The organism is Pseudanabaena sp. lw0831 (assembly GCF_016584665.1).
Taxonomy (GTDB): Bacteria; Cyanobacteriota; Cyanobacteriia; order Pseudanabaenales; family Pseudanabaenaceae; genus Pseudanabaena.
Map to the genome: position 1 here is coordinate 35,220 of NZ_BBJB01000118.1, position 23,969 is coordinate 59,188.

Consider the following 23,969-nt stretch of genomic DNA (forward strand, 5'->3'; position numbering starts at 1 on the left):
CCCGCGCAGCGGGCGGTACACATTTTGGTTCTATTTTTTATTTATGCCGAGGTACTAATCATATCCATCATTTATCAGATTACCCCTAAAAAACAATGTTAAGTTAATTGCGATCGCCTAAAACATAAAATCCCTAGTGAATATGACCGATGTCTTTAAAGTTTCACCACTGATTCGCATTACATTATTGCTGTTATATATTGCTCTCACTGCTCCTTTGCCATTTTTGAGCGACTTTACCCATGCCGCTATTCCTGCCTCATGGTTAAGTATTGGCTTAGCGATCGGTTTTATATTTTTGTACGGGGCGCTTAGCGATCGCCTAATTCTTGATAATCAAGGCATCAGCTTAGTCTATCCGCGCTGGTTCCCAACTTTTTTGCGTAAGGGTTGGTCACTGGCTTGGCAAGATATCAAGGCTCTTAAACCAAGAATTACGGGGCAAGGGGGCATCGTTTATTATTTTGTCAGTAAAGACTCTGAGCAAGCTTATTTATTGCCGATGCGGGTAGTTGGCTTTACGAGATTAGTAAAACGGGTTGAAGAACATACAGGTATTGACACAAGAGATATTCGTCCTTTGGCTCAACCTTGGATGTATCTGATTTTGCTGGTGTTTACTCTGTTATTACTACTAATGGATGGCTGGACGATTTACACGGCTCTAACGCTTCCACACTAAACTAAATCTAAAGGTCGATACTTAGCGTGTAATTGAGCATTAACTATTACTCCCGTAATAATTTCCATAATGTTTGAGTAAGTTGATCGCGGAGAAATTGCAGATTATCTCGAATTGTTTTTGTGTTTAGATGATCGTTACCTAACGAAACTTCAAGAATTTTCAATGTTCGCGGATAGAGCTGTTCGGCTTCGCTGTACGTCCCTTAAGATTCGTAAAGTTACGCGTACATCAACCGTCCTTTGGGCGTGGGAATGATTCTTCCTAGCATTTTTGCTGTTTCTATCCATTCTCGGATAATAATTTCGGCGTTGGCTACGGCTTCGGCATAGCTCTGTCCATCTGCCATACAACCTGCAAGTTCAGGAACTTCAACGATGAAAGCTTCATCTGCTTCGCTCCAATAAACAATTAATTCGTATTTAATTGGTGTCATTTTCTTTGAGTTTATATCTGAGGATTGCATTTCTGATTTGTTTGATTTGATAAGCTTTGGCTTTACCTTGCTTAGATTGTATATTGAGAATTTCGGGAATGTCATCTTTGGAGAAAATATGATGGCTACCGTTGATCCTTTCGCTAAAGCCGAGGCGTTTTAAAAATTGACAGAGGGTGTCAAAATCAATACTGTTGTCGCTGCCGCCATCAAGTAATTTTTGTCTGAATTTTCGTGTTTCCCCATTTATTTATCCTTCATGGTTTCGCCCATAGTCTCATAATTTTGGCGGGCTGTGACTGTATTGTGATGATCGGAACCAAGGGCTTTTTCAAGAATTTGGATAGCTCGCAGAAAGAGAGGTTCGGCTTCGCTGTACTTCCCTTGCGATCGGTAAAGTCCTGCGAGATTGTTGAGACTGGTGGCGACATAGGGATGGTCTGCTCCTAGTTGGCGTTCCTTAATTTCGATTGATCGCAGATAGAAAGGTTCGGCTTCGCTGTACTTCCCTTGCGATTTGTAAAGTAATGCGAGAGCGTTGAGACTGTAGGCGACATCGGGATGGTCTGCTCCTAGTTGGCGTTCCCTGATTTCAAGCGTTCGCAGATAGAGAGGTTCGGCTTCGCTGTACTTCCCTTGCGATTCGTAAAGTTGTGCGAGATTGTTGAGACTGGAGGCGACATCGGGATGATATTCTCCATCATAGATGCGTTTATAGATTTCGAGTGATCGCAGCAAGAGAGGTTCGGCTTCGCTGTACCTCCCTTGCGCTCGATAAATTTGTGCGAGACCGTTGAGACTTTGAGCGACATCGGGATGGTCTGCTCCTAGTTGGCGTTCCTTAATTTCGATTGATCGCAGATAGAAAGGTTCGGTGTCGCTGTACTTCCCTTGCGATTCGTAAAGTAATGCGAGATTGTTGAGGATTATAGGTGCATGGAGAGGGGCTATGCACTGTTCTTCTATGATTTCAAGCAATCGAATGCTGAGAGATTCTGCTTCGCAATAAATCCCTTGCGAACGGTAAAATTCTGCGAGATTGTAAAGGCTTATGGTAAAAGAGGGACAGAAAATAATTGTGTATGATTCATCAGATTTTAGTTGATGCCCTCTGATTTCGATTGCTCGCAGATAAAGGAGTTCGGCTTCGCTAAACTTTCCCTGAGATTTATAAAGGGCGGCAAGATTATTGAGACTCCAGACGACTGGGTCAGGATGTACTTCTGGTTGTCGTTGTCGTTCCCTGATTTCAAGCGATCGCAGATAGAGCGGTTCGGCTTCGCTGTACTTCCCTTGAGATCGGTAACATTCTGCGAGATTATTCAGTCCATTAGCGGAATGTTGCTGCCCTCTAATTTCGAGCGATCGCAGGTAGAGCGGTTCGGCTTCGCTGTACTTCCCTTGCACTAGGTAAATTCCTGCAAGAGTATTGAGGATTCGAGAAACAAATTCATGATCTGCACCATAAACTTGCTCCCAGATTTCGAGCCATCGCAAATAGAGAGGTTCGGCATTGCTGTACTTCCCTTGAGAATAGTAAATTAATGCGAGATTACTGAGTCTCTCGACAATAGAGTGTGGGTATGAATCTATTCGCTGTTCAGCGATTTCGAGCAATCGCAGATAGAGAGGTTCAGCTTCACGGTATTTACCTTGCGCACGATAAAGTTCTGCGAGCTTGTTGAGACTGGAGGCGAGAATGGGATGGTGTGTGCCTATCTGCCGCTCGAAAAGCTCCAAATCTTTTTGATGAAGTTTTTCAATTTTAGAATATGAAAATGAATTTACACCTAATAATTCTCTTTGGGCTCTGTCTATATCGCGCATAAGATTGTCTCGAAGAGGCGATTCAGGGTCTTGAGCGTTCAATTCATCCATTCGTTTTTGCAGTTCAACAGGAATTACAAATGGAGTTGGCGTTGGCAGCGGTTTACGCCGCTTCATGAGCAAAGTTATCGGCTGGGAGAAATCAAATACACCATTCCGCCAACTCCAAAAAACGGGAGCTTGTTTTGCCAGAGAGTTAGCGATCTCTGGAGTTAGCCAGATCAAAATAGAAAACGTAAATTCTTGCCATGATTTCAAAGTCCCTTGCAAAGAGGAATAGAATTGTTCTTCAGTGGATTTTGTCTCATCTAAGCGAATATTTGTTAGTGCATCTGCCACCATCACTGTAACCAACACAGCTGCATTTAATGAATTTAGCCCTGATTCACTCTCTACTAAATCTAGCAAGCACTTACTCAGACTAGGTTGCTGACTCGTTACATTGACGCGATGACAACTTACACCATTAGCATTCAATTCCGTCTCATAGTTAAAGATTATTTCATTACGAGAATTCTGATTGTCACAGATAGCTACTAACAAGTTTAATTTCCCATGACTAGCTTGTACCGACTTGATCAACTGTCTCAAATCATTTTGGCCCTGACTATCTTGATCTTGCATGACAAATATCGCTTTATTGAGTAGTTTTTGTTTGAAAAAATCTATCGATATCGTATATATAACATAATTGTAAAGATCACCTTGCGTAAACCTTGGAGCCTATCGCCCCGAACCACAAAGTTCGGCGATGTGCACATTGAAAAAGCTCTAAAGCCAAGCATTACTGATCAACTGAATCCAAGCTAAAGTATAAGTGGCAACGTTCTTTAGTTGGTTTCTGTGCAAGAAGATTTTCGGTTAATTGTTGATTTAGTAACTGTTCTTGCGGCTGCTTCCTTTGGCGGATTGCTGGCGGCGGCGCTGCGATTACCAGTTTTATTGGGTTACATCTTTGGCGGCATCGTCGTTGGCCCCACAGGTTTAGGGCTGATCAAAGAATTGATACAAGTAGAAACCCTCGCTCAGTTTGGGGTTGCCTTTTTACTGTTCGCCCTCGGCGTTGAGTTTTCACTGAAGCAATTAAATAAAGTCAGAGCGATCGCACTCGGCGGCGGCACTTTACAAGTCTTGCTCACGATCGCGCTCACCACAGCCGTATCAGTATTTGTAGGATGGGTCGAGACCCCAACCCAAGGAATCTTCTTAGGCGGGATTTTGTCGCTATCATCAACGGCGGTGGTGCTGCGAAGTTTGATGGAAACCAATGCTACTGAGTCTTCCCAGGGACAAGTGACGCTGGGGATGTTGATCATTCAAGATCTGGCGCTGGGATTGATGTTGGCGGTGTTGCCTGCGCTGGATCATCCTGAGTCAGTGGGTATCGAAGTTATCAAGGCTTTGTCGGTGACGGCTTTATTTGCGGGCGGCGCGATCGTAGCAGGGATTTGGATGATTCCGCCGTTTTTGCGATGGGTAGCGAGTACCGAGAGCCGCGAATTATTCTTGCTAAGTGTGATTGTGCTGTGCTTAGGGATTGCGCTCCTCACCGAGTATTTAGGCTTGTCGATCGAAATGGGCGCATTCGTCGCAGGTTTGATGATTTCCGAGGTGGAATACGCCGATCAAGCGCTCACCTATGTCGAACCGCTGCGGGATGTGTTTGCGACTTTATTTTTTGCCGCGATTGGGATGCTGATCGATCCTGTATTTCTGATTCAGAACTGGGAATTAATTCTCAGTCTGGTTGCGATCGTTATGGTCGGTAAATTTTTGATCGTTGTGCCTTTAGTAAGTATTTTCCGATATCCTCTGCGGGTTGCCATTTTTGCAGGGCTAGGTTTAGCCCAGATTGGAGAATTTTCGTTTGTACTCGCTAGTGAAGGACAGAAGCTAGGTTTGGTTTCGCGTCGTGTGTACTTACTGATTTTGGGGACAACTGCGGTAACTTTGGTGATTACACCGTTCTTGCTAAAGGCAACACCACAGATTTTAGAATTGCTCGAAAAAGTGCCATTCCTGAAAGCTTGGATGAACAAGTTAGATATGCCTCAAGAGCTTTCCTCCAATGCCAAACTCCAAGATCATGTGGTTGTCTGTGGCTATGGGCGAATCGGTCAGGGGATCGTGTCTTTGTTGCAGTCCAAGGGCTATCCTGTGCTGGTAATTGAGGATGCTGAGTCTAAGGTGGAAATTCTGCGATCGCAAAATATCCCCTACCTATACGGCAATTGTTCAAGCCCTTTTGTGCTTGAAAAAGCGGAAATAGACCATGCGAGATCGATGTTAATCGCCATTTCCGACCCGATCGCCACTAGATTGGCTGTGCAGAGAGCAGTCTCCATTTCTCCAGCAATTGATATTGTAGTCAGAGCTGAAAAAGATGCTGATATCGATACGTTGTACCAACTTGGCGCTAAGGAAGTTGTGCATCCTACCTTTGAGGCAAGCTTGGAGCTAACCACACATCTACTGCTATGTCTGGGCGAAAGTACTCAAGATATTCAGGCAGAAATCATCGCAGTGCGTCGTAGCCGCTATGCTAATTTCCGTCCTGAAATTGCCTGTGTATTGCCAGCGATCGTGCCTCTGTTGCCACCTAGTCCTAATTAATTAGCAAACCCAAACCCGTAAAGTTGCGACCCGCAGGGTCGCAACTTTACGGGTTTGGGTAATTTGTTTTGCCCAAGTACTTAAGGCTTCTTGAGGATGATGTTATGAAACTAAAATTTAGAGAAATTTCTAGAATTACACTTACAGGGTTGCTCGCTTCTTCTGTTGTTGCTTGCCAAGGTTCAAATCTTGGCAGTTCATTGGAGGTGGCGATCGCTCCCGCCAGTCCATCAACTTCTGAGGCGATCGCAGAAAAACCCAATCAACCAACCGCGATCGCTACATCACCCGCCAGCTCAAACCCAACCGCAAAACCTGAACCGAAACCAACTAATTCTCCTACTAGTTCCGTTAATACTATTAACAGCGATCGCTTATCTACTCAAATGAAAGCGATCGCTCTTCAATCCTTGCCAAAGGAGTCAACCTCAGAAAAGAAATCACTTAAAGAAATTTTCTATGAACTTTTTTATATAAACTTTACTCATTCTAAGCCTCAATCTGGTGAATTTAGCGATCTAGAAACTGCACCTGCTCCTCTCAAAGCTTGGATTAAGGACTTAAACAAATTAGGAACGATCGCTCCGAAAATAAGGCAAGAATTTAAGCCGAATATATTAGTTGCGCGTCGTGAATATGCGCGATGGTTATTAGAAACCAATAATCGACTTTATAAAAACCAACCTAGCCGCCAAATTCGGCTTGCTCAACCAACCGATAGCAATACTTTCCCTGATATTTCCCAAAGCCATCCTGACTTTGCAATTATTCAGGGCTTAGCCAATGCAGGACTGATCGGTGGAACAGGCGATCTCTTTCGTCCCAATGATCCGCTATTACGCGAAGAACTTGTGCAATGGAAGATCCCGCTTGATCTCAGACAACCTTTGCCCAGTGCCACATTAGAAACTGTTAGTCAATCATGGGGATTTAAAGATAGCGATCGCATTAGCGAGAAGGCTCTAAGTGCGATCTTTGCTGATGCTCAACTGCGCGATATTTCTAACATTCGACGCAGCTTTGGATTTACGACATTATTACAACCTCAAAAGCCAGTTACTCGTGCCGAGGCAGCCGCTTCACTTTGGTATTTTGGCACTGCGGTAGATGGCATATCGGTTAGCAAGGTTTTAGAAACTGAGCGATAATCAACGTTGAGGTCTATCTATAAAACGGGAGAAAAGCGATGGTTCAAACTCTACAAGCTTCAAGGCTCAGCTTATATGATGTCAAAAACAAGTTTCACTTACAGCAAGATAGAAACGATACATTTTTTACTGATTTATTAGGTTCGGCTCCTGCGCTTAGTGAATTTGAGAAACAACAATTGGATCGCACAAGGCAACAATACCTTTACCTTGCTGATCGCCCACTGTTAGAAGTAACCGTCAAGATGGTTACTTTGTCGCCATTGCTATCTCTAGCAGGTTTTTACGATCCACCTTTTTATACAACCTTAGAAGAATCCATTGAGTTAGTGTCTCAGGACGAGGTAGAAGTGGTGCGGGGACAGATAGATATCTTAGTGTTACAACAAGTAATCTGGGTATTGGCGATCGAAGCTAAAAGTATTCAATATGACGTGATGGTTGCGCTGCCACAAGCTTTGACCTATATGATTGCTAGTTCTAACCCCGCTCAAACTAGATTTGGACTAATTACCAATGGACGAGAGTTTCGCTTTATCAAACTAGATTCTGAAGTTGAACCAATTTATACCTTATCCAGAGTCTTTTCATTGTCTGAAGTAGAAAACCATTTATATGTAGTGCTACAAATTTTAAAATCTCTCGGTCAGTTAGTTATATAGCTGTTGCCATTTTAGTTAAAATATAAATCCCAAAATGAGAGGCGGTGCGAAGCGCCGCCTCTCATTTTGGATTTTAAGTGGCGACAGATGTGTAGAAATGAAAAACGGCGCTTTGCGCCGTTTTTCATTTTGCAATTTTTGATATAGAGAGGCTAGAATATTAGTAATTGTTATTGTTGAGAAAAATTAATACATCATGTCTCAGTATCAACGTATCGAGTACTTAATTGGGAAAGATGGCAAAATCGTTGAACGGGCGGTTGATATGACTGGTAGCGAATGCGTTGCGATCGCTGCTGAAATTGAGTCGAATTTAGGGAAAGTTGAAACTCGCCAATTATTACCTAATTATTACGAGACATCTGATCAAAATCTTGACTGCAATACGCATGAGCAAGTTCAGTTCGAGCAATAAACCTAAGTTTCTGTAGGTACGTTTGCCATTTAGGTCGTATTAACGAACCTAATATTTTCTAAAACTTATTGGATTTACCTAATGTTTTAGGATTGCTAACTTTCTTGATAGCAATGATTTTAGCATTTATACCAATTCTCGAAAGTGTATTCGCACTTTCGAGAATTAAAAATCAAACCCAGCAAGGGTTTTAATCCCTCAAAATGGCAACGCCATTTTGAGTATTGATATTACAGGTAAATTAGGATTGGCTTGCCAGTGCACTAAGTTTGAGAAGTTGTTTCGATAAAAGTTAAGATGATTGCCCTTATCTGGGTAAAATTGCGATCAAGAAATTAAGAATTGTTAAAGATTTGCTTATGTAGAGATTTGCCATGGTAACTCAAACTCCATTATTGATATCAGAATCGAGTGCAACCAGTAGGCTCCGAAAGGTTTTCTCGTCCGTCGATGCCGTGAGTTGTCCGCATAGGCTAAATTTCCATTTGCATACAGTGTATTCTGACGGCAAGATGCAGCCTGTGGATTTAATCCAACAGGCGATCGCTTTGCGCATATCCGATCTTGCTATTACCGATCACCATGCGATCGCGGGCTATTACATAGCTAAGAAGTACCTTGAGCAATCTATGAGTCAGTCTGCTGATCCCCGCTCTTTGCCAACTCTCTGGTCTGGGATCGAAGTTAATGCCAGTTTGATTTTTACTGAAGTACATATTCTTGGCTATGGATTTGATCCCCAACATGAGGCGATGCATCCTTATTTGCAAGGCAAAACTACCGCAGGTCTGGACTATCAAGCAATTAGTGTGATCAAGGCGATGCATTTGGCTGGAGGCTTAGCAGTGCTTGCTCATCCTGCCCGATATAGGCGATCGCCTGAAGACTTGATCCCCGCCGCCGCCGCTTTAGGGATTGATGGCATTGAAACCTACTACGGATACGACAATAGCGACCCATGGAAGCCCAGTCCACGCCAAACCGAAGAAATTCGACAACTTGCAGAATCATATGGATTAATGCATACCTGCGGGACAGACTCTCACGGGTTTAAAATCAGTAAAAGACTTTAGCCTCTCGGTGAAACAAACCTCGCATAGCGAGGTTTGTTTCACCGAATCAAATTGCCGTTCAGAGAAAAATGACAGAAAAACCAAAAGTAATCATCGTTGGCGCAGGTTGGGCGGGACTAGGTGCAACTTATCAACTCACAAAACAAGGCTATGACGTAACCTTGCTAGAGGCGGGATCGCAAGCGGGTGGATTGGTAGCAGGATGGAAAACGCAAGGGGGAAGATCAGTTGAAGCTGGCATTCATGGCTTTTGGTATCCCTACTGTAATATTTTTTCCTTAGTCAAAGAATTAGAGCTTGATCCATTTACGGCTTGGACGAGATCGGCTCAATACTCTCCCGCAGGCTTAGAAGTCGAGTCACCTATTTTTCAGGCCCTGCCGCGTTTGCCTTCGCCCCTTGGCACATTTGCCTATACTCAATTTAAAAGATTGCCCTTAAGCGATCGCCTTTCCGCCTTGCCATTGATGTATGCAATTGTGGATTTTGATAATTCTGACGATGCTTGGAAACGTTACGACGGGATGACCGCCCGCGAACTATTTCGTCAATATGGGGTATCGGAAAGGCTATACCGCGAATCATTTGAGCCAATGCTGTTAGTCGGTCTTTTTGCCCCAGGGGAGCAATGCTCGGCAGCCGCAGCATTAGGAATGCTTTATTATTTCATCTTGGCGCATCAAGCAGATTTTGATGTGGTCTGGTGCCGCGGCACGGTCGGCGAAAAAATCTTTAAACCTTGGTGCGATCGCATTAAAGTACTAGGCGGTAAAATCCTCACCGATCGCCGTGTTAGTGATGTCCGCGTTGATGATTCTGGCAAAATTACGGCGGTAATTTGTGGTGATGAAAGCTTTGAAGCTGATGCGGTGATCTTCTCCGTGGGCATTTCGGGAATGCAGAAAATTGTGGCGAATAGTCCTGCTTTGCAAAAGCGTAGCGAATTTCGTAACTTGATGAACTTGGGCGCGATCGATGTATTAGCAGTGAGGCTATGGTTCGATCGCAAAATCAATATTCCCCGTCCATCCAATGCCTGTTTTGGTTTTGACGTAACTACAGGCTGGACATTTTTTGATCTCAATGCGCTCCATGATGAATATGCTGATGAGACAGGATCAGTGATCGAAGTCGATTTTTATCATGCAAATCAATTTTTGCCTCTTGATAATCAGGAAATTATTGCGATCGTCCAGAAATATTTGGCTTCATGTTTACCAGAATTTGAGACAGCCAAAGTTATTGATAGCAGCGTAATTCGCTTGCCTCGTGCGGTGACTCATTTTGCCCCTGGGAGTTATCAGCATTTGCTTAGATCTATTACCAGTTTCCCAAATTTATATATGAGTGGTGACTGGGTGATTACCAATCACGGCTCATGGTCACAGGAAAAAGCTTATGTCACAGGTTTAGAAGCTGCAAATCTAGTCATTCAACAATTTAGTCATGGCAACATGACTCAGATTTTGCCGATTGAAGCCGATGAACCTCATATCCAGATTGCGCGATCGCTCAATCAAACCCTAAGAAATATCGCAAAATCCTTGATTCCTAATTTCTCACTGCCATAATAAGTGTGAATTTTGTTACGCCGTAGGCGCAACAAAATTCACACCTGAGCACATAATTAGCCAGTAATCAATGTAAAATTGGATACGGTTAGACTAACCTAATAAAACTTTTTTATGCTCTTAACAGAACAAGCTCCCTCGACTGCTAAAAACACTGTCGGTTTTGTCTTAGTGGTGGAGGACGAAGCGATTATTCAAGAGGCGATCGCGCTAACTTTGAGTGAAGAAGGTTACAGTATTTTATTGGCTGAAGATGGCTACAGCGCTTTACAAATTGCTAAAACTGCGGCAAGGCTTGATTTAGTAATTTTAGATGTGATGTTGCCATCAATAAATGGACTAGATTTTTGCCGCATTTTGCGCCACGAAGGCAATAATGTCCCTGTATTGATGATTAGTGCTAGAGGTAATGAATCCGATCGCATTGTGGGCTTGGAAGTCGGAGCTGATGATTATCTCAGCAAACCTTTTGGAATGAAGGAACTAGTGGCTCGTTGTCGAGCTTTGCTACGCCGTAGTCGTCGCGAATTTGTGGCAACAAATGCCACGGTTTATAAATTTGGTGATATCACCATGTATCCCGATGAATGCCGCGTCACGATTAATGAAACTGAAATTAATCTTTCGCCTAAAGAATTTCGCTTGCTCGATCTATTTATGAGTCATCCTCGCCGTGTCTGGTCACGGGAGCAACTTCTAGAAAAAGTTTGGGGCGTAGATTTCGTTGGTGATAGCAAAACTGTCGATGTACATATTCGTTGGCTGCGCGAAAAAATCGAAGTCGATCCTAGCGACCCGAAGCATATTGTTACGGTTAGAGGCTTTGGATATCGCTTAGGCTAGTCAAAAAAAAGAGAGGTGGTGCAACGCACCATCCCTCTTTTTTTTGACTAGCCTCACATAGTGAGGCTTTAACCCAAGAAGTTAGTCCATAAAACCCAAAAGAGAGTTGAGTCGCTTTGCGACTCAACTCTCTTTTGGGTTTTATGGACTAAAGCTATACAAATTTAAGCCATTCGCACAATTCTTTTATTTCAATTTATTGATACGTTGAATTCAAGCAAAAAGTCTATCAAAAAAACTTTCCGAGACAAAATAAACAGGTTTTTCACTATACTGATAAAATCGAACTCGATATAATTAAATTACGAATAATTAGCAATAAATAGTTAAATAATTCATGTATTAAACTAGTTATATATGCTCTCTAATGAAATTGATGAATCGGAAATGGGTTGCAGGGGATAAATATTTAAGTGGATCTCTTATAAGTTAGAAAAACCTAAACTAAACTAAATATAGACTTTATTGCTTGTTGAATATTGACCTTGTTGTTTGGTCTAATACTAATACAGGTATAAAGGAATGCTTGGATTTGTCAACGTTTTAGAAGAGATACTGGTCAGAGAAACCTATATTCAAATCGAAGAACTTCGTCCAGAAATACAACCTAAAGTCAAAGTTGCAGAGGTGGTAGCCTATGCACTTAATCGTTTACCTCCATTATTTGCCACATCTATCAAGGGCTGGCAATATCAGTATGAATATGCTTTGAATGAATTACAACCTCAAATGACACAGTTAGTCAGGCAGGGGATTAAAACAGTCTTATTTGGCGATCCTCTACACGATCTAACGCCGCTACCTAATCATCTATTTACCAATAGTGCAGGAGTACTTTATCAGTTAAGTCGAATTTTAGGACGCAAAAATTTACGCTGGCGAGATGTCCCAGCCTTAGTTGAAGCTACGGTTAGTAAAACTACCTATGTAACTAAAATGAATAGTCAGACAGTAATTCAATCTGACCAAGAAACTGTTGTGCAAGATGTTAGTCATCTGAGCAGACATACAAAAGCATTGCTTTCCAGTTCAAAACGATTTATGGAAAAGCAAATTGCTCAAAAGCAACAGGAATTAAAGCGACAAGAATTATGTCTACAAGACTCTAGTCTTTTTGTTGCTCAAGGGCTGTCATATGGAAATTCTTGGGCTTATGATAAGAAAGCAAAGGATGCTGTTGAAATGGAATATAGAGCACTACAAGCCTACACGCTACAAGCACAGTTAGGTCTGGTTAATGTCCTAGAGCATCTTGTATTTCGAGCTATGGAACGTATTGCGAAACCAGAGTTATATGAACGAATTAATCACAATGAAGTAGCTGCCTATGCTCTAAATCGATTGCCTCCAATGTATGCAACTAGCGATCGCGGATTTAAGTATGTAAGGCAGAGAATCATTACAGAATTTGCACGCGAATTGATTGGCGCTGTGCGTACTGGAGTGATGAAAGTTCTGCAAGCTTCGTATGCAGATGTTCCTCCTATCTATGCCTATCAGTTTGAGCGGGAGTATGAACAATCAATGCAGGTTTTAAACAGTTTTTTTAAAAGAGACGATGTTTCATTCCACAATATTGTGCTAATTGTGCAAGATTTATTGGTGTGTCAATCTGCATAATGACAACATCGCTCCAAAGATGACATGCGGCGCTTTGCGCCGCATGTCATCTTTGGAGCGATGTTTTATAGCTGTCGCCAAATGGATCAAAATACAAAACCCAAAAGAGAGTTGAGGCGCGAAGCGCCTCAACTCTCTTTTGGGTTTTGATTTTGTCCTAAACAGTAAGGCTTTTGATATTTATATTTTAAACTGAGGCCTGCTCATCTTGTTTGGGTAAAAGTTCTGGAACAGGATCATAACCACCTATATTCCAAGGATGGCAACTACAAATCCGTTTTACAGATAGTCCCCCTCCTTTGACTAAACCAAAGCGATTGATCGCTTTGGCTGCATATTGCGAACAGGTCGGTTGAAATCGACATCTCGGCGGAAATAATGGCGAAATGCACAATCGATAAAACTGAATCAATAAAATGACAAGTTTTTTCATGGATTTTTACGTGACTGCGCTAGGCTATTGATAAAGCTATAGCCACATCTTAACGTTTTCATCCTAATACTCTGATGTCATCCTCCAAAAACGTCGCGATCGCTGTTATTCAGGCATCCCTAAATGCTGATTTAGCTACTAATGTTGCTAAAATCTCCGACTTAGTGAGCAAAGCAGCCCATCAGGGTGCAAAGGTGATTTTGCCACCAGAATTGTTTGAAAGTCCTTATTTTTGTCGAGAAGAGCGCGATCGCTTTTTTGATTGGGCGCAACCTGTGAAAGATCATCCGACGATTGCTCATTTCCAAAAGCTAGCTCAAGAACTTAATGTGGTAATTCCTGTTTCATTTTTTGAGAAATCAGGACAGGTCTATTACAACAGTTTGGCGATGGTTGATGCTGATGGTGCATTGCTTGGTATTTATCGCAAAAGCCATATTCCCGATGGACCTGGTTACGAAGAAAAGTTTTATTTTCGAGGCGGCGATACGGGCTTTAAAGTTTGGGACACAGCTTTTGGCAAAATCGGCGTAGGCATATGTTGGGATCAGTGGTTTCCTGAATGTGCAAGAGCAATGGTATTGATGGGTGCAGAGATTTTGCTATACCCAACTGCGATCGGCTCTGAACCTGAAGAACCAAATCTAAATACTAAAGATCCTTGGCAACGCGCCATGATTGGCCATGCCGTTAGTAATGTAATCCCTGTGGCAGCGGCAAATCGGATCGGCTTAGAGGGAAATCAAACTTTTTATGGTCATTCCTTTATTGCCAACCATCGCGGCGATAAGGTTGCAGAGTTTAATGACACCGAGGAAGGTGTAATTTTAGCCAGTTTTGATCTCGATCAAGTCCGACTTAATCGAGCCTCCTTTGGATTTTTTCGCGATCGCCGTCCTGATTTATATCAGGTTTTGTTATCTCCCTAATACCAATTCCCGAAAGTGTAACTACACTTTTGGGAATCAAAAAACCTTACAAAATAGGCGGCACTTCGTGCGACCTATTTTGTTATACCCAAGACCATCGCCGTTTTGGTGAATTGGTTTTGCCAACGTCTAGTCTTTGCGATCGCGTCGGCATTGGCTCAATCACAGTCGTGATATCCGATAGGGAATTTACCCTTAACTCATTAGTAAAAGTATTGCATTGATAAACTGTTGCCGAATCGACATCCAACGCCGATAACCAACCACTCTTCGGATGATATCCACCAGTATCAATATCAAGCCAGCCCTTACCCAATACTAAATTCCCCGGCTTTACCCCTGGAAATACAAAGGTGATCGTATGTCCAGTAATAATAATTTTGTCTTCAAAGAAAGGCTCTGTGGCACTATGAAATTCTTCCCGAATCCAACAAAATTCCGCAGCACCCTGTAATTCGAGCGGTAAATTAGGATTTAAGCCTGCATGAACTAGCCATACATCGCCTAAATCCATATAGAGCGGTAATTGCTGCATCCACTCTAAATGTGCATCTGGTAAACGGCTTTCTCCATAGCTTGTCAATGTATTAGCACCACCATTTAGCAACCAACCTTTCCAGATTAATGACGCTTCATTACTATTAAAGGCATCAAGACACATTTGCTCATGATTTCCCTTGAGGCAAGTGTGTCCATTGTCTATTACCCAGTTCACAACGTCAGCACTGCGCTCGCCGCGATCAATCAAGTCGCCCAAAAAAAACAGTTTGTCACTAGGACTACACTTAATGAAGTCAATTAACTTCATTAAGCCATCAAACTGACCGTGAATGTCTCCGAATACTAATCGAGCCAACTTATCTCACCCCATATCACAAATGGTGAAGGCAAAAAACATAAAGTATTGAAAGCTACCGATAGGCATGAATGAGGTATAGCAGTCTAGAGTATTTTTCAAGACAGTTACAACTTTAAAGGAATTTTTCTTTTAACTACTATCTACATTTTATGACAGATTTTGCTTGCTTTAGTTTCATTTTGTATCCTGAAGTGATAAGCAAACCTCTAAATTATCATAATATTTGGCTAAGTTATCCCAATTTTTAAAATATAGCTATAGCCACAGAAGTTAGGACAAAAATAAAACCCAAAAGAGAGTTGCAGCGCAAAGCGCCGCAACTCTCTTTTGGGTTTTATGGCATAACTAGTGTGACTACAGCTACAACCAGTAATTCTCATTATGAAAACACCTATTTTGGTTTCATAATGAGAATTACTGCAGCAATTCTCATTATGAAACTGATTTTGGTGTTTCCAGCGCCTTTGGCTCTGGAAACACCAAAATCAGTTTTTTGAAAGCCCGCCGTAGGCGGGCTTTCAAAAAACTGATTTTTATAATGAGAATTGCTGGAATTACTGGTTGTAGCTGTAGTTTTCGCAATTTTTATGATCAATGGATTTATTAGTATTGATAAGCCACCAAATATTACGGCTCATGACTGCATAAGTAAATTACGAAAACTGCTTAAGCAAAAGAAAATTGGTCATGGCGGTACGCTTGATCCAATGGCTACGGGGGTTTTACCGATCGCAGTTGGTAATGCCACAAGACTTTTAAGATTTTTGCCAGAAGGTAAAGCTTACGTTGCCAAGATTAGATTTGGGGTGGTGACGAATACCGATGATGTTACGGGTGAAATTTTAAGCGATCGCCCTTGTCCTGATTTAACTCTTGAAGAAGTTGAAAAATTATTACCTTTATTTCAAGGCGAAATTACCCAGCGTCCGCCAGCCTTTAGTGCTATTCAAATTAATGGTAAACGTCTTTACGATCTTGCTCGTAGAGGCGAGATCGTCGAATCTGATATTCCGATCCGCTCTGTGGAAATTACCGAAATTCGAGTTTTAAATTGGACGACGGGAGACTATCCAGAATTAGATGTGGCGATCGCCTGTGGGTCAGGCACATATATTCGGTCGATCGCGCGGGACTTAGGAGAAAAGCTGGGTTGTGGCGCGACTTTATCGGGGCTAGTTCGCACTTATAGTAATGGTTTTGACTTAGATTCTAGTTTGACGTTTGATCAGGTTGAGGAGCTTTTGCGATTGCATAGTCTCGAAGTACTTGCACCTGATCATGGCTTGCATTTTTTACCAATGATCACTCTTGACGAAGATCAGACAAAACGTTGGTGTATGGGACAAACAATTAAGGATGAATCTTTTCTTCTAACTAGTTCACCTGAAAAATCATCAACCTCAGAAATTTATAATTACATTCGTACTTATGGCTATGCTCAACAATTTTTAGGCGTGAGTGAAATGATCGGCTCAGATATTCAACCAATCGTGGTTTTACACCCGATTAACTAGAAATTACCCCTAATAACTCTGGTCTATACAAAATTCCAAACATAGTTATTAATATCTATCTCAACTGTAAAACTTAGAGACTGAGATAATTAGCCTGTTAGACTGAGTAATACAGATACTTTTTGTAGATATCAATTAAAAACAATAGCAATGAGTTTTCCTCCAAATATCTCTGAGAAAGCCCTGCTAGATTGCGGTAGATGTTGCTGTATTTGCCACAAATTTTGTGGTTTTAAGATCGAGCTTCATCACATTATCCAAAAGTCAGAAGGTGGAGAGGACTCCTACGAGAATTGTATTCCGCTTTGTTTAGATTGCCATGCTGAGGTGAAAGCTTATAATCCCAAACATCCAAAAGGTCGTAAATATAATGAATCAGAGCTAATAGGACACAGAAACAGATGGTATGAGAAAGTACAGAGTAAAAGTTTCTTACTGGTTCATCCAGAATGTATTGAGTTGGATCGAAAATTATTTCTTGAGCTTAAGAAAGTTCTTCCAGTAACAGGAGGCTCCATTAGTTTCATTCGTAACCATATCTATGGAAATCCTTGGTTGCTTGAGGTACATGAAGATTTAGTAGCCTATAGGTTAAGTTGCCAAAACCCCGAATTTGAGTTCATCGACATTGATCTAGAAATGCGTAGATGTCAACTAACGGAGAGTATAGATCAATACTTAAAAGTACTTTACACAGTAAGCTTTACTGTTGACAAAGTAGATTACAAAGGTTACATGGCAGTTTATCCTGAGCTCAAATATTCTAAGCACGAGGTATATTATCAAGCAATTAAAGATATTAGTAACGCAGCCGACAAAGTTTGCGCTACTTACGATGACTTAATTCGTCTTAGTCGGAGGAAATTAGCAATTTAGTGGCTAAGCTCACTCACTACCTTTACTTTAAAGCAAAGCGGATAGTAAAAAAGTCAAGAACTACAGTTCTTGACTTTTTTCTGTAAAGTTTTAGATTTTGCTAGTCAGCTTAGTTAGTAACTGATTAGAGCGTTGCAAGAAGCCCTTCATGCTGTCAGCATCAAAGCTCTTCTGCGCCATCAGTGCCAAGTCATAGACATGTGTACAAATCAAGTTAGTAAGATCCAATGATTCTGATTTGCCACCAACCAGAATTTGACTGCTATCAAGCTCGATCAGCTTTTCCATGAGCGGATGCGCTGTATTGACAAGCAACACATGATCTTCAGGAAAGCTCACCGTACCTTGCTGCATCAATGCCATCATTTCCTGCATTCGTCGAGCTGACTCAGGCAGCAGAATGATCGCTGGTGGGGCAGAAGCCACATCTTCAGCTTTAATCGCCTCAGTGCGAATTACCAGTTTGGGCTTATTCAGCGCCGCACGGAAAATATCTTGGAGATGATCGCTCTTGGTTTTATTGGTTATGGGATCGACAATTTCGGTGTTCGAGCCCTTATCAACTAGACGATCATCAATTTCGGCATCCACACGGGCAAATTTAATATCTTTAAATTCGCGCTCAAGGAAATTAATGAAGTGACTATCAATAAACGCATCAAAAGTCAGCACTTCTAAGCCTTGGTTTTTATGCAATTCTACATAAGTACCTTGGGCGATCGGATCAGAAGTGTAGAAAACTTGGTTTTCATGCTCGGCTTTGTTTCGCTCTAGATAAGCCTGTAGAGTGGTGTAATTTCCGCTTTCACTCTTGACCTCATCAGATTCATTCGTGGTGGAATACACCAAAATCTCCTTGACTTGCTGATAAAACTTATCGCTGTTCATCGAGCCAAACTTCATAAATATGCTGATGTCTTGCCAGCATTTTAGAAATTCTTCACGGGAGTCACTGTAAAGAGCAGTTAGGCGATCGCCTACTTTCTTCGCAATAAAATCTTGAATCTTGCGAACCTTGGGATCGCCTTGCAAGAAGCTACGTGAGACATTTAAAGGAATATCAGTGCTGTCGATCGCCCCACGTAGAGGCATCAAAAACTTAGGGATCACATCATCGCAATTGTCGCTGACAAAAACGTGATTGCAGAAAAGTTTAATCTGTCCGCGATTTGGGTCAATATCCGCCTTCATCTTCGGAAAATAAAGAATGCCCTTAATCACAAACGGATAATCTGTGTTCAGATGAATCCAAAACAACGGATCATCTTGGTAAGGATAGAGATAACGATAAAATTCTAAATATTCATCATTGGAAACAGACTTAGGCGACTTGTCCCACAGTGCTGTTTGTTTGTTAATGACTTCATCATTGAGCTTGATCGGCACAGGCATGAAGTCGCAATAATTACGAATCATCCTCTTGATCGATGCTTCCTCTAGATATTCCTCAGCATCCTCTTGCAATGTCAGCGTAATAGTCGTCCCCACATTGGTGCGATCGCTATCATCGATCGTAAAAGTCGTCGAGCCATCACAAGACCAATGAACAGCTTCGGCTCCTTCTTTGTAGGAAAAGGTATCGATCTCGACATTGCTCGCCACCATAAATGACGAATAAAAGCCTAAACCAAAATTACCGATAATTTGTTGATCGCCTGTGCCACTGCTTGCGTATTTAGTAGCAAATTCTTGGGCGCTAGAAAATGCAACTTGATTAATATATTTCTTTACTTCATCTGCTGTCATGCCGATGCCAGTATCTGCGATCGCTAGAGTTTTTTTCTCCTTATCAATCGTCACCACAATTTCGGGATCGGCGGAGTGATTTGTTTCACCAGCGTAGGAAACCATCTTAAGTTTACTGATGGCATCTACGGCATTAGAGATCAATTCCCGCAAGAAGATATCTCGCTCTGAATATAAAGCCTTCTTGATAATGGGAAAGATATTCTCGGTATGAATGCTGATCGTTCCCTGCTCTTGCATATCGCGCAAAGCTCCTAATTATTACTAAATGTATTGCTAAGTAGCTCGGCACAATTAAAAAAACCAGAGTCAAAATCCGTACCGCCCGCTGCGCGGGCGGTACGGATTTTGGGTTTTTATATTTAATTGTGGCGAGCTACTTAAATGTTACTGAGTGTTATTCAAGCCTGATTATACCGAACCAACAGCAATATCAAAGCCCTTGGGCTTGTCGCGTTCTCCGTACCTACAAGCCCCAAATTTAAGAGGTGGCGCTTTGCGCCGCCTCTTAAATTTGGGGCTTGTCAAGACTAGCGAAGCACCGCATCTAATCTTGGGTTTGTGAAGGTTTGCAAAGCAAATCTATACATTTTTGTAACTCTAGTTGAAAAACCCGATTTGCTCATCTATTGTGATATAAGCACTTTTGAATAAACTATCTACAGATATGGCGATCGCAGCAGTTATCTACATCTCGGTGTCTGTACTTTTAGTAATAAGTGCAGGTATATTTTTTATTAAAGCTATCCATTCTTTAATGGACAAATCTTCAAGAGACAAAAAGCAAACATCAAATTACAAGCGTGCAGAACAAGTAATGTTTTTACGCTCTAAATCTAATGATCCCTTAGCGATTTCCTCCCGACGAGAAGAAATCATTGCTATGCTGGAACGGCAATTTGCTAGTAGCCCATCATCTGACTCCTAGCACTATGAACTAGTAGGAGCAAAGATGACGGTTGAATTCCCTATCTCCACTGGAGAGGCAGACTATGTGGGTCGCCGCAAACAATTGCGAAAACAACGCCGCCTTCGCATCTTTCAACGTATTTGGCAGTTAACATTCATAACAGGACTTACGGGCGCGATGCTTTGGGTAGCCATGCTCCCAGAGTGGCAGCTACGTAGTGCTAACCAAATTGAGATTGAGGGTAACAATCTCCTTTCCAAAGAAACCATAAAAAAATCTCTAGCGATTCAATATCCTCAGTCGATTTTTCAAATTCAGCCTCAATTGATCGCTACCCAACTTGAGGCATCTGCTCCGGTTTCTAAGGTTTTAGTTTCGCGTACTATTTTTCCGTCAAAGTTGACCATTCAAGTCCAAGAGCGTTTGCCGATCGCTAAGTCTACACGCAAAGGTCAGCAAGGATTTCTCGATGCTGAAGGCATATGGGTATCCGCTAAAGCTTATCCATCGAATATTAATAAACCTAATCTCGTGGTCTTAGAGCCAAATAATCGGGTGATCGGTCAATGGTCAACCCTTTATCGCCAAATTAGCCAGAGTCAGATCAAAATTTCGCAAGTAGATGCCAGAGATGAATCAAATCTTATTTTGACTACAGAGCTTGGTCTGGTATATTTTGGCACATACAAGCCATCACTGTTTACTACACAGTTAGAGACACTTGATCGATTAAGAACATTGCCCGAAAGACTGAAATCAAATAGTTTTAACCACATTGATATCAGTCAGCCCAGTAATCCAATTTTGGAAATGAATGTGCCATCAAAAGATAAATCTTCTGAAACAAAATCCTAAACTGTCGTTTTAAGGCTATTATTATTTTTTTCTGGTAGGTTTAAACTGCTACTCGAACTTCTGACTCGAATGGGGTTTAAGCTTAGTAAAATCTAGAGAGCATCAGTAAAACGATTCTATTTATGACATCCTTTGATAAATGACATCTAAAAATGACTGGTCAGATTTGAACTCAAATGGTTCGGAAAACGGAGAGGTAGACGTGCAAATGGATGAACTTTCTGAGTTTTCAAATAACTCTAGACTACACCTAAGTCACTCTCAAAATCGTATGAAGCAGCAGTTAGGCGTTGATGCAAAAGCGGATAATATCATGTTGGGCAGTGTTGCAAAAATTAAGGTAATTGGTGTTGGTGGTGGCGGCGGCAACGCTGTAAATCGCATGATCGCGAGTGATGTGGTCGGTGTAGAGTTCTGGTCGTTTAATACCGACGCTCAAGCATTGCTACAATCATCCGCCTCTAAACGCTTTCAGATGGGTCAGAAATTGACTCGAGGTTTGGGTGCTGGTGGTAATCCTGCGATCGGGCAGAAGGCTGCCGAAGAGTCACGTGATGACATCGCCGCCGCTGTCGAAGGAGCCGACTTAGTATTTATTACCGCAGGTATGGGTGGTGGCACTGGCACTGGAGCCGCACCAATTATTGCTGAGGTAGCCAAAGAGGCAGGTGCTTTGACGGTTGGTATTGTTACCCGCCCTTTTACCTTTGAAGGTAGACGACGCGGACAGCAAGCCGAAGAAGGAATTGCAGGTTTGCAGAGTCGCGTTGACACTTTGATTGTGATCCCCAACGATAAGTTACTCTCGGTGATTTCCGAGCAAACCCCAGTCCAAGAGGCATTTAGGGTAGCTGATGATATCCTGCGTCAGGGAGTACAGGGTATATCTGACATTATTATGATTCCTGGTCTGGTTAATGTTGACTTTGCCGATATTCGCGCAATTATGGCTGATGCAGGATCAGCAATGATGGGCATTGGCATCGGTTCAGGCAAATCCAGAGCTAGGGAAGCAGCTATGACCGCTATTTCTTCACCCTTACTAGAAACCTCAGTCGAAGGGGCAAGTGGAGTTGTCTTCAACATCACGGGTGGCGAAGATATGACGCTGCATGAGGTCAACGCCGCCGCAGAAACAATTTATGAAGTTGTTGATCAAAATGCCAATATTATTTTTGGGGCAGTGATTGATCCCAAGATGGATGGTGAGATTCGGATTACGGTAATTGCGACGGGTTTTGCTCCCAAATCACATCCAGCAATCCCCCCACAAATTTCTAAAAAAGTTCAACCTCTGCCTCCTAGCCCGACAACTAGAACATCAACTTCTTCGATGCCAAGTACATCACAGTCTGAAATTAAGCTTAGTAAGCCAGGGCTAGATATTCCCGATTTTTTACAACGTCGCCGCCCACCTAAATAAAAGCCACAAATTAGAGGTCTTACTTCTAATTTGTGGCTTTTATTTCCTTCTGGATAAAAAATGGCTGAAAAAACATCTAATTTAATCATAAACAGATAGTGCGAATAGCTGATTAAGCCTGACAATAGAATGATGGCTATGTTACCTCCTGATAAATTGCAGTGACACACTTAACGACTACTAGGCATGGACTTCACCGACTACCTTCTTTAAATAGTGGTGAAGACCGACTTAGGCTGTTTGCTGGCTCAGCAAACTTGCCACTTGCCCAAGAGATTTCCCGTTATTTAGGTATCGAACTAGGGCCTATGGTGCGAAAAAACTTCGCTGACGGGGAAGTCTATGTGCAAGTACAGGAATCGATTCGGGGTTGCGATGTTTATCTAATCCAACCGACGTGTCGCCCTGTGAACGACCATTTGACTGAATTATTGATTATGATTGATGCCTGCCGTCGTGCATCGGCAAGACAGATCACCGCAGTGATGCCCTATTACGGCTATGCACGCGCCGATCGCAAAACCGCAGGACGAGAGTCTATCACCGCGAAATTAGTTGCTAACTTAATCGTGCAGTCTGGAGCTGATCGCGTGATTGCGATGGACTTGCACTCAGCCCAGATTCAAGGATATTTTGATATTCCTTGCGATCATGTTTATGGCTCACCAGTTTTATTTGACTATCTCAATGAAAAGAAGTTACCTGACTTAGTGGTGGTTTCACCAGATGTAGGGGGAGTCGCTCGTGCTCGTGCTTTTGCCAAAAAACTTGGCGATGCTCCTTTAGCAATCATTGATAAGCGTCGCCAGAGTCATAATGTGGCTGAGGTGATGAATGTGATTGGAGATGTGTCGGGTAAAACTGCTGTTATTGTCGATGACATGATTGATACGGCTGGAACAATTTACGAGGCGGCTAAACTGTTGAGAAAAGAGGGGGCGCGGCAGGTTTATGCTTGTGCAACCCATGCTATTTTTTCACCGCCAGCGATTGATCGGTTATCAAGTGGTGTGTTTGAAGAAGTAATCGTTACCAACTCAACACCCGTAAGACAGGAGAACTACTTTCCTCAATTGCGGGTACTATCGGTTGCTGACCTCTTAGGTGAGACAATCTGGCGAGTTCACGAAGATACTTCGGTAAGCAGCATGTTTAGATAGCGATCGCCCTTCATCTCTAGAACAGGTCAGCTTTTATTTCGTAATTATTTTCAGAATCATACTTAATTCAAGAAAATGTACAGTATGATACAAATTGTAATTATGTAGTAAGTTTAAGTGAGAATACTCATTTCTATTTCTAGACAAAATTTTTTAAGTTGTGACCTGTTTTGACGAATCAAAGGATTTTTCACGGCGTACTAAGGTCATGACTTTTAAGTCAATGTAATGTGAAAATACCTATGTTTTTACTATGTACATATGGTGGAAAATGACATGTGTCACTTAACTTGATTGTACGGTGGCATACTTACCTAGCAATTGTCATTATAAAAATTAGTTGTGATGAAAACCCACTATAAAATAGGTTCTCA

Annotated in this window: 22 protein-coding genes; 16 read left to right on the forward strand and 6 right to left on the reverse strand. The window is 42.0% G+C overall.

Features of this window, described 5'->3' with window-relative positions:
• Positions 1–142: 142 nt before the first annotated feature.
• Positions 143–682 carry a hypothetical protein gene (locus APA_RS24780; protein ID WP_201324878.1) on the forward strand — a complete coding sequence of 180 codons (540 nt, stop codon included), beginning with the start codon at positions 143–145 and terminating at the stop codon, positions 680–682.
• Positions 683–902: 220 nt separating this feature from the next.
• On the opposite strand, the gene APA_RS24785 is transcribed toward APA_RS24780, so the two are convergent.
• From APA_RS24785 to APA_RS24790, 3 genes are read right to left on the reverse strand one after another with little or no spacing between them, the layout of a single operon-like run.
• Complete coding sequence (locus tag APA_RS24785; RefSeq protein WP_201324879.1) at positions 903–1,118, reverse strand: type II toxin-antitoxin system HicB family antitoxin; 216 nt, start codon at positions 1,116–1,118, stop codon at positions 903–905.
• Positions 1,105–1,368: a type II toxin-antitoxin system HicA family toxin gene (locus APA_RS25380; RefSeq protein ID WP_307837341.1), complete on the reverse strand. Its 264-nt coding sequence runs from the start codon at positions 1,366–1,368 to the stop codon at positions 1,105–1,107. Before APA_RS25380 ends, APA_RS24785 begins: the two co-directional genes overlap by 14 nt.
• The gene (locus tag APA_RS24790; protein WP_201324880.1) at positions 1,365–3,569 is read right to left on the reverse strand and encodes a tetratricopeptide repeat protein; all 2,205 of its coding nucleotides are present in this window, start codon (positions 3,567–3,569) and stop codon (positions 1,365–1,367) included. Before APA_RS24790 ends, APA_RS25380 begins: the two co-directional genes overlap by 4 nt.
• A gap of 219 nt (positions 3,570–3,788) precedes the next feature.
• Here APA_RS24790 and APA_RS24795 point away from each other — a divergent pair, with 219 nt between their 5' ends.
• The 8 genes from APA_RS24795 to APA_RS24830 all read left to right on the forward strand — a co-directional run bounded on the left by APA_RS24795 (position 3,789) and on the right by APA_RS24830 (position 12,890).
• A complete protein-coding gene (locus APA_RS24795) occupies positions 3,789–5,558 on the forward strand; it encodes a cation:proton antiporter (protein WP_201324881.1) in 1,770 nt (589 codons plus the stop codon).
• A gap of 104 nt (positions 5,559–5,662) precedes the next feature.
• On the forward strand, positions 5,663–6,706 hold the full coding sequence (locus APA_RS24800; protein WP_201324882.1) for an S-layer homology domain-containing protein: 1,044 nt from the start codon (positions 5,663–5,665) through the stop codon (positions 6,704–6,706).
• Between the two features lie 38 nt (positions 6,707–6,744).
• Complete coding sequence (locus APA_RS24805; protein WP_201324883.1) at positions 6,745–7,368, forward strand: restriction endonuclease subunit R; 624 nt, start codon at positions 6,745–6,747, stop codon at positions 7,366–7,368.
• A gap of 196 nt (positions 7,369–7,564) precedes the next feature.
• A complete protein-coding gene (locus APA_RS24810; protein ID WP_201324884.1) occupies positions 7,565–7,783 on the forward strand; it encodes a DUF2997 domain-containing protein in 219 nt (72 codons plus the stop codon).
• Positions 7,784–8,157: 374 nt separating this feature from the next.
• Positions 8,158–8,856: a PHP domain-containing protein gene (locus APA_RS24815; protein WP_201324885.1), complete on the forward strand. Its 699-nt coding sequence runs from the start codon at positions 8,158–8,160 to the stop codon at positions 8,854–8,856.
• 68 nt (positions 8,857–8,924) lie between these two features.
• A complete protein-coding gene (locus APA_RS24820) occupies positions 8,925–10,427 on the forward strand; it encodes an FAD-dependent oxidoreductase (protein ID WP_201324886.1) in 1,503 nt (500 codons plus the stop codon).
• Positions 10,428–10,541: 114 nt separating this feature from the next.
• Entirely contained in the window at positions 10,542–11,270 is a 729-nt protein-coding gene (locus APA_RS24825) for a winged helix-turn-helix domain-containing protein (RefSeq protein ID WP_201324887.1), read from the forward strand.
• A 522-nt stretch (positions 11,271–11,792) separates the two neighbouring features.
• On the forward strand, positions 11,793–12,890 hold the full coding sequence (locus APA_RS24830; protein ID WP_201324888.1) for a late competence development ComFB family protein: 1,098 nt from the start codon (positions 11,793–11,795) through the stop codon (positions 12,888–12,890).
• Between the two features lie 187 nt (positions 12,891–13,077).
• On the opposite strand, the gene yidD is transcribed toward APA_RS24830, so the two are convergent.
• Entirely contained in the window at positions 13,078–13,323 is a 246-nt protein-coding gene (gene yidD, locus APA_RS24835) for a membrane protein insertion efficiency factor YidD (RefSeq protein WP_201324889.1), read from the reverse strand.
• A gap of 74 nt (positions 13,324–13,397) precedes the next feature.
• On the opposite strand from yidD, the gene aguB reads away from it, so the two are divergent.
• On the forward strand, positions 13,398–14,252 hold the full coding sequence (gene aguB / locus APA_RS24840) for an N-carbamoylputrescine amidase (RefSeq protein ID WP_201324890.1): 855 nt from the start codon (positions 13,398–13,400) through the stop codon (positions 14,250–14,252).
• A gap of 82 nt (positions 14,253–14,334) precedes the next feature.
• On the opposite strand, the gene APA_RS24845 is transcribed toward aguB, so the two are convergent.
• Complete coding sequence (locus APA_RS24845) at positions 14,335–15,108, reverse strand: metallophosphoesterase family protein (protein WP_201324891.1); 774 nt, start codon at positions 15,106–15,108, stop codon at positions 14,335–14,337.
• A gap of 590 nt (positions 15,109–15,698) precedes the next feature.
• Between APA_RS24845 and truB the strand changes: the two genes are divergently transcribed.
• Together truB and APA_RS24855 are read left to right on the forward strand one after the other, a co-directional pair.
• A complete protein-coding gene (truB, locus tag APA_RS24850) occupies positions 15,699–16,625 on the forward strand; it encodes a tRNA pseudouridine(55) synthase TruB (RefSeq protein WP_201324892.1) in 927 nt (308 codons plus the stop codon).
• Positions 16,626–16,775: 150 nt separating this feature from the next.
• Positions 16,776–17,501 carry an HNH endonuclease gene (locus tag APA_RS24855; RefSeq protein WP_201324893.1) on the forward strand — a complete coding sequence of 242 codons (726 nt, stop codon included), beginning with the start codon at positions 16,776–16,778 and terminating at the stop codon, positions 17,499–17,501.
• Positions 17,502–17,591: 90 nt separating this feature from the next.
• Here APA_RS24855 and htpG read toward each other — a convergent pair whose 3' ends face one another.
• On the reverse strand, positions 17,592–19,487 hold the full coding sequence (gene htpG / locus APA_RS24860; RefSeq protein ID WP_201324918.1) for a molecular chaperone HtpG: 1,896 nt from the start codon (positions 19,485–19,487) through the stop codon (positions 17,592–17,594).
• A 406-nt stretch (positions 19,488–19,893) separates the two neighbouring features.
• On the opposite strand from htpG, the gene APA_RS24865 reads away from it, so the two are divergent.
• The 4 genes from APA_RS24865 to APA_RS24880 all read left to right on the forward strand — a co-directional run bounded on the left by APA_RS24865 (position 19,894) and on the right by APA_RS24880 (position 23,595).
• Positions 19,894–20,175, forward strand: coding sequence for a hypothetical protein (locus tag APA_RS24865; protein ID WP_201324894.1), 282 nt, complete (start codon positions 19,894–19,896; stop codon positions 20,173–20,175).
• Positions 20,176–20,199: 24 nt separating this feature from the next.
• Positions 20,200–21,012: a cell division protein FtsQ/DivIB gene (locus APA_RS24870; RefSeq protein WP_201324895.1), complete on the forward strand. Its 813-nt coding sequence runs from the start codon at positions 20,200–20,202 to the stop codon at positions 21,010–21,012.
• Positions 21,013–21,151: 139 nt separating this feature from the next.
• A complete protein-coding gene (gene ftsZ / locus APA_RS24875; RefSeq protein WP_201324896.1) occupies positions 21,152–22,435 on the forward strand; it encodes a cell division protein FtsZ in 1,284 nt (427 codons plus the stop codon).
• A 161-nt stretch (positions 22,436–22,596) separates the two neighbouring features.
• Entirely contained in the window at positions 22,597–23,595 is a 999-nt protein-coding gene (locus APA_RS24880; RefSeq protein WP_201324897.1) for a ribose-phosphate pyrophosphokinase, read from the forward strand.
• Positions 23,596–23,969 lie beyond the last annotated feature (374 nt).

Excerpts from the sequence above, each read along its gene's own strand:
- APA_RS24780 (WP_201324878.1), top strand. The coding sequence starts at position 143 with ATGACCGATGTCTTTAAAGTTTCACCACTGATTCGCATTACATTATTG.
- APA_RS24785 (WP_201324879.1), bottom strand. The coding sequence starts at position 1,118 with ATGACACCAATTAAATACGAATTAATTGTTTATTGGAGCGAAGCAGAT.
- APA_RS24790 (WP_201324880.1), bottom strand. The coding sequence starts at position 3,569 with ATGCAAGATCAAGATAGTCAGGGCCAAAATGATTTGAGACAGTTGATC.
- APA_RS24800 (WP_201324882.1), top strand. The coding sequence starts at position 5,663 with ATGAAACTAAAATTTAGAGAAATTTCTAGAATTACACTTACAGGGTTG.
- APA_RS24805 (WP_201324883.1), top strand. The coding sequence starts at position 6,745 with ATGGTTCAAACTCTACAAGCTTCAAGGCTCAGCTTATATGATGTCAAA.
- APA_RS24810 (WP_201324884.1), top strand. The coding sequence starts at position 7,565 with ATGTCTCAGTATCAACGTATCGAGTACTTAATTGGGAAAGATGGCAAA.
- APA_RS24815 (WP_201324885.1), top strand. The coding sequence starts at position 8,158 with ATGGTAACTCAAACTCCATTATTGATATCAGAATCGAGTGCAACCAGT.
- APA_RS24820 (WP_201324886.1), top strand. The coding sequence starts at position 8,925 with ATGACAGAAAAACCAAAAGTAATCATCGTTGGCGCAGGTTGGGCGGGA.
- APA_RS24825 (WP_201324887.1), top strand. The coding sequence starts at position 10,542 with ATGCTCTTAACAGAACAAGCTCCCTCGACTGCTAAAAACACTGTCGGT.
- APA_RS24830 (WP_201324888.1), top strand. The coding sequence starts at position 11,793 with ATGCTTGGATTTGTCAACGTTTTAGAAGAGATACTGGTCAGAGAAACC.
- yidD (WP_201324889.1), bottom strand. The coding sequence starts at position 13,323 with ATGAAAAAACTTGTCATTTTATTGATTCAGTTTTATCGATTGTGCATT.
- aguB (WP_201324890.1), top strand. The coding sequence starts at position 13,398 with ATGTCATCCTCCAAAAACGTCGCGATCGCTGTTATTCAGGCATCCCTA.
- truB (WP_201324892.1), top strand. The coding sequence starts at position 15,699 with ATGATCAATGGATTTATTAGTATTGATAAGCCACCAAATATTACGGCT.
- APA_RS24855 (WP_201324893.1), top strand. The coding sequence starts at position 16,776 with ATGAGTTTTCCTCCAAATATCTCTGAGAAAGCCCTGCTAGATTGCGGT.
- htpG (WP_201324918.1), bottom strand. The coding sequence starts at position 19,487 with ATGCAAGAGCAGGGAACGATCAGCATTCATACCGAGAATATCTTTCCC.
- APA_RS24870 (WP_201324895.1), top strand. The coding sequence starts at position 20,200 with ATGACGGTTGAATTCCCTATCTCCACTGGAGAGGCAGACTATGTGGGT.
- ftsZ (WP_201324896.1), top strand. The coding sequence starts at position 21,152 with ATGACATCTAAAAATGACTGGTCAGATTTGAACTCAAATGGTTCGGAA.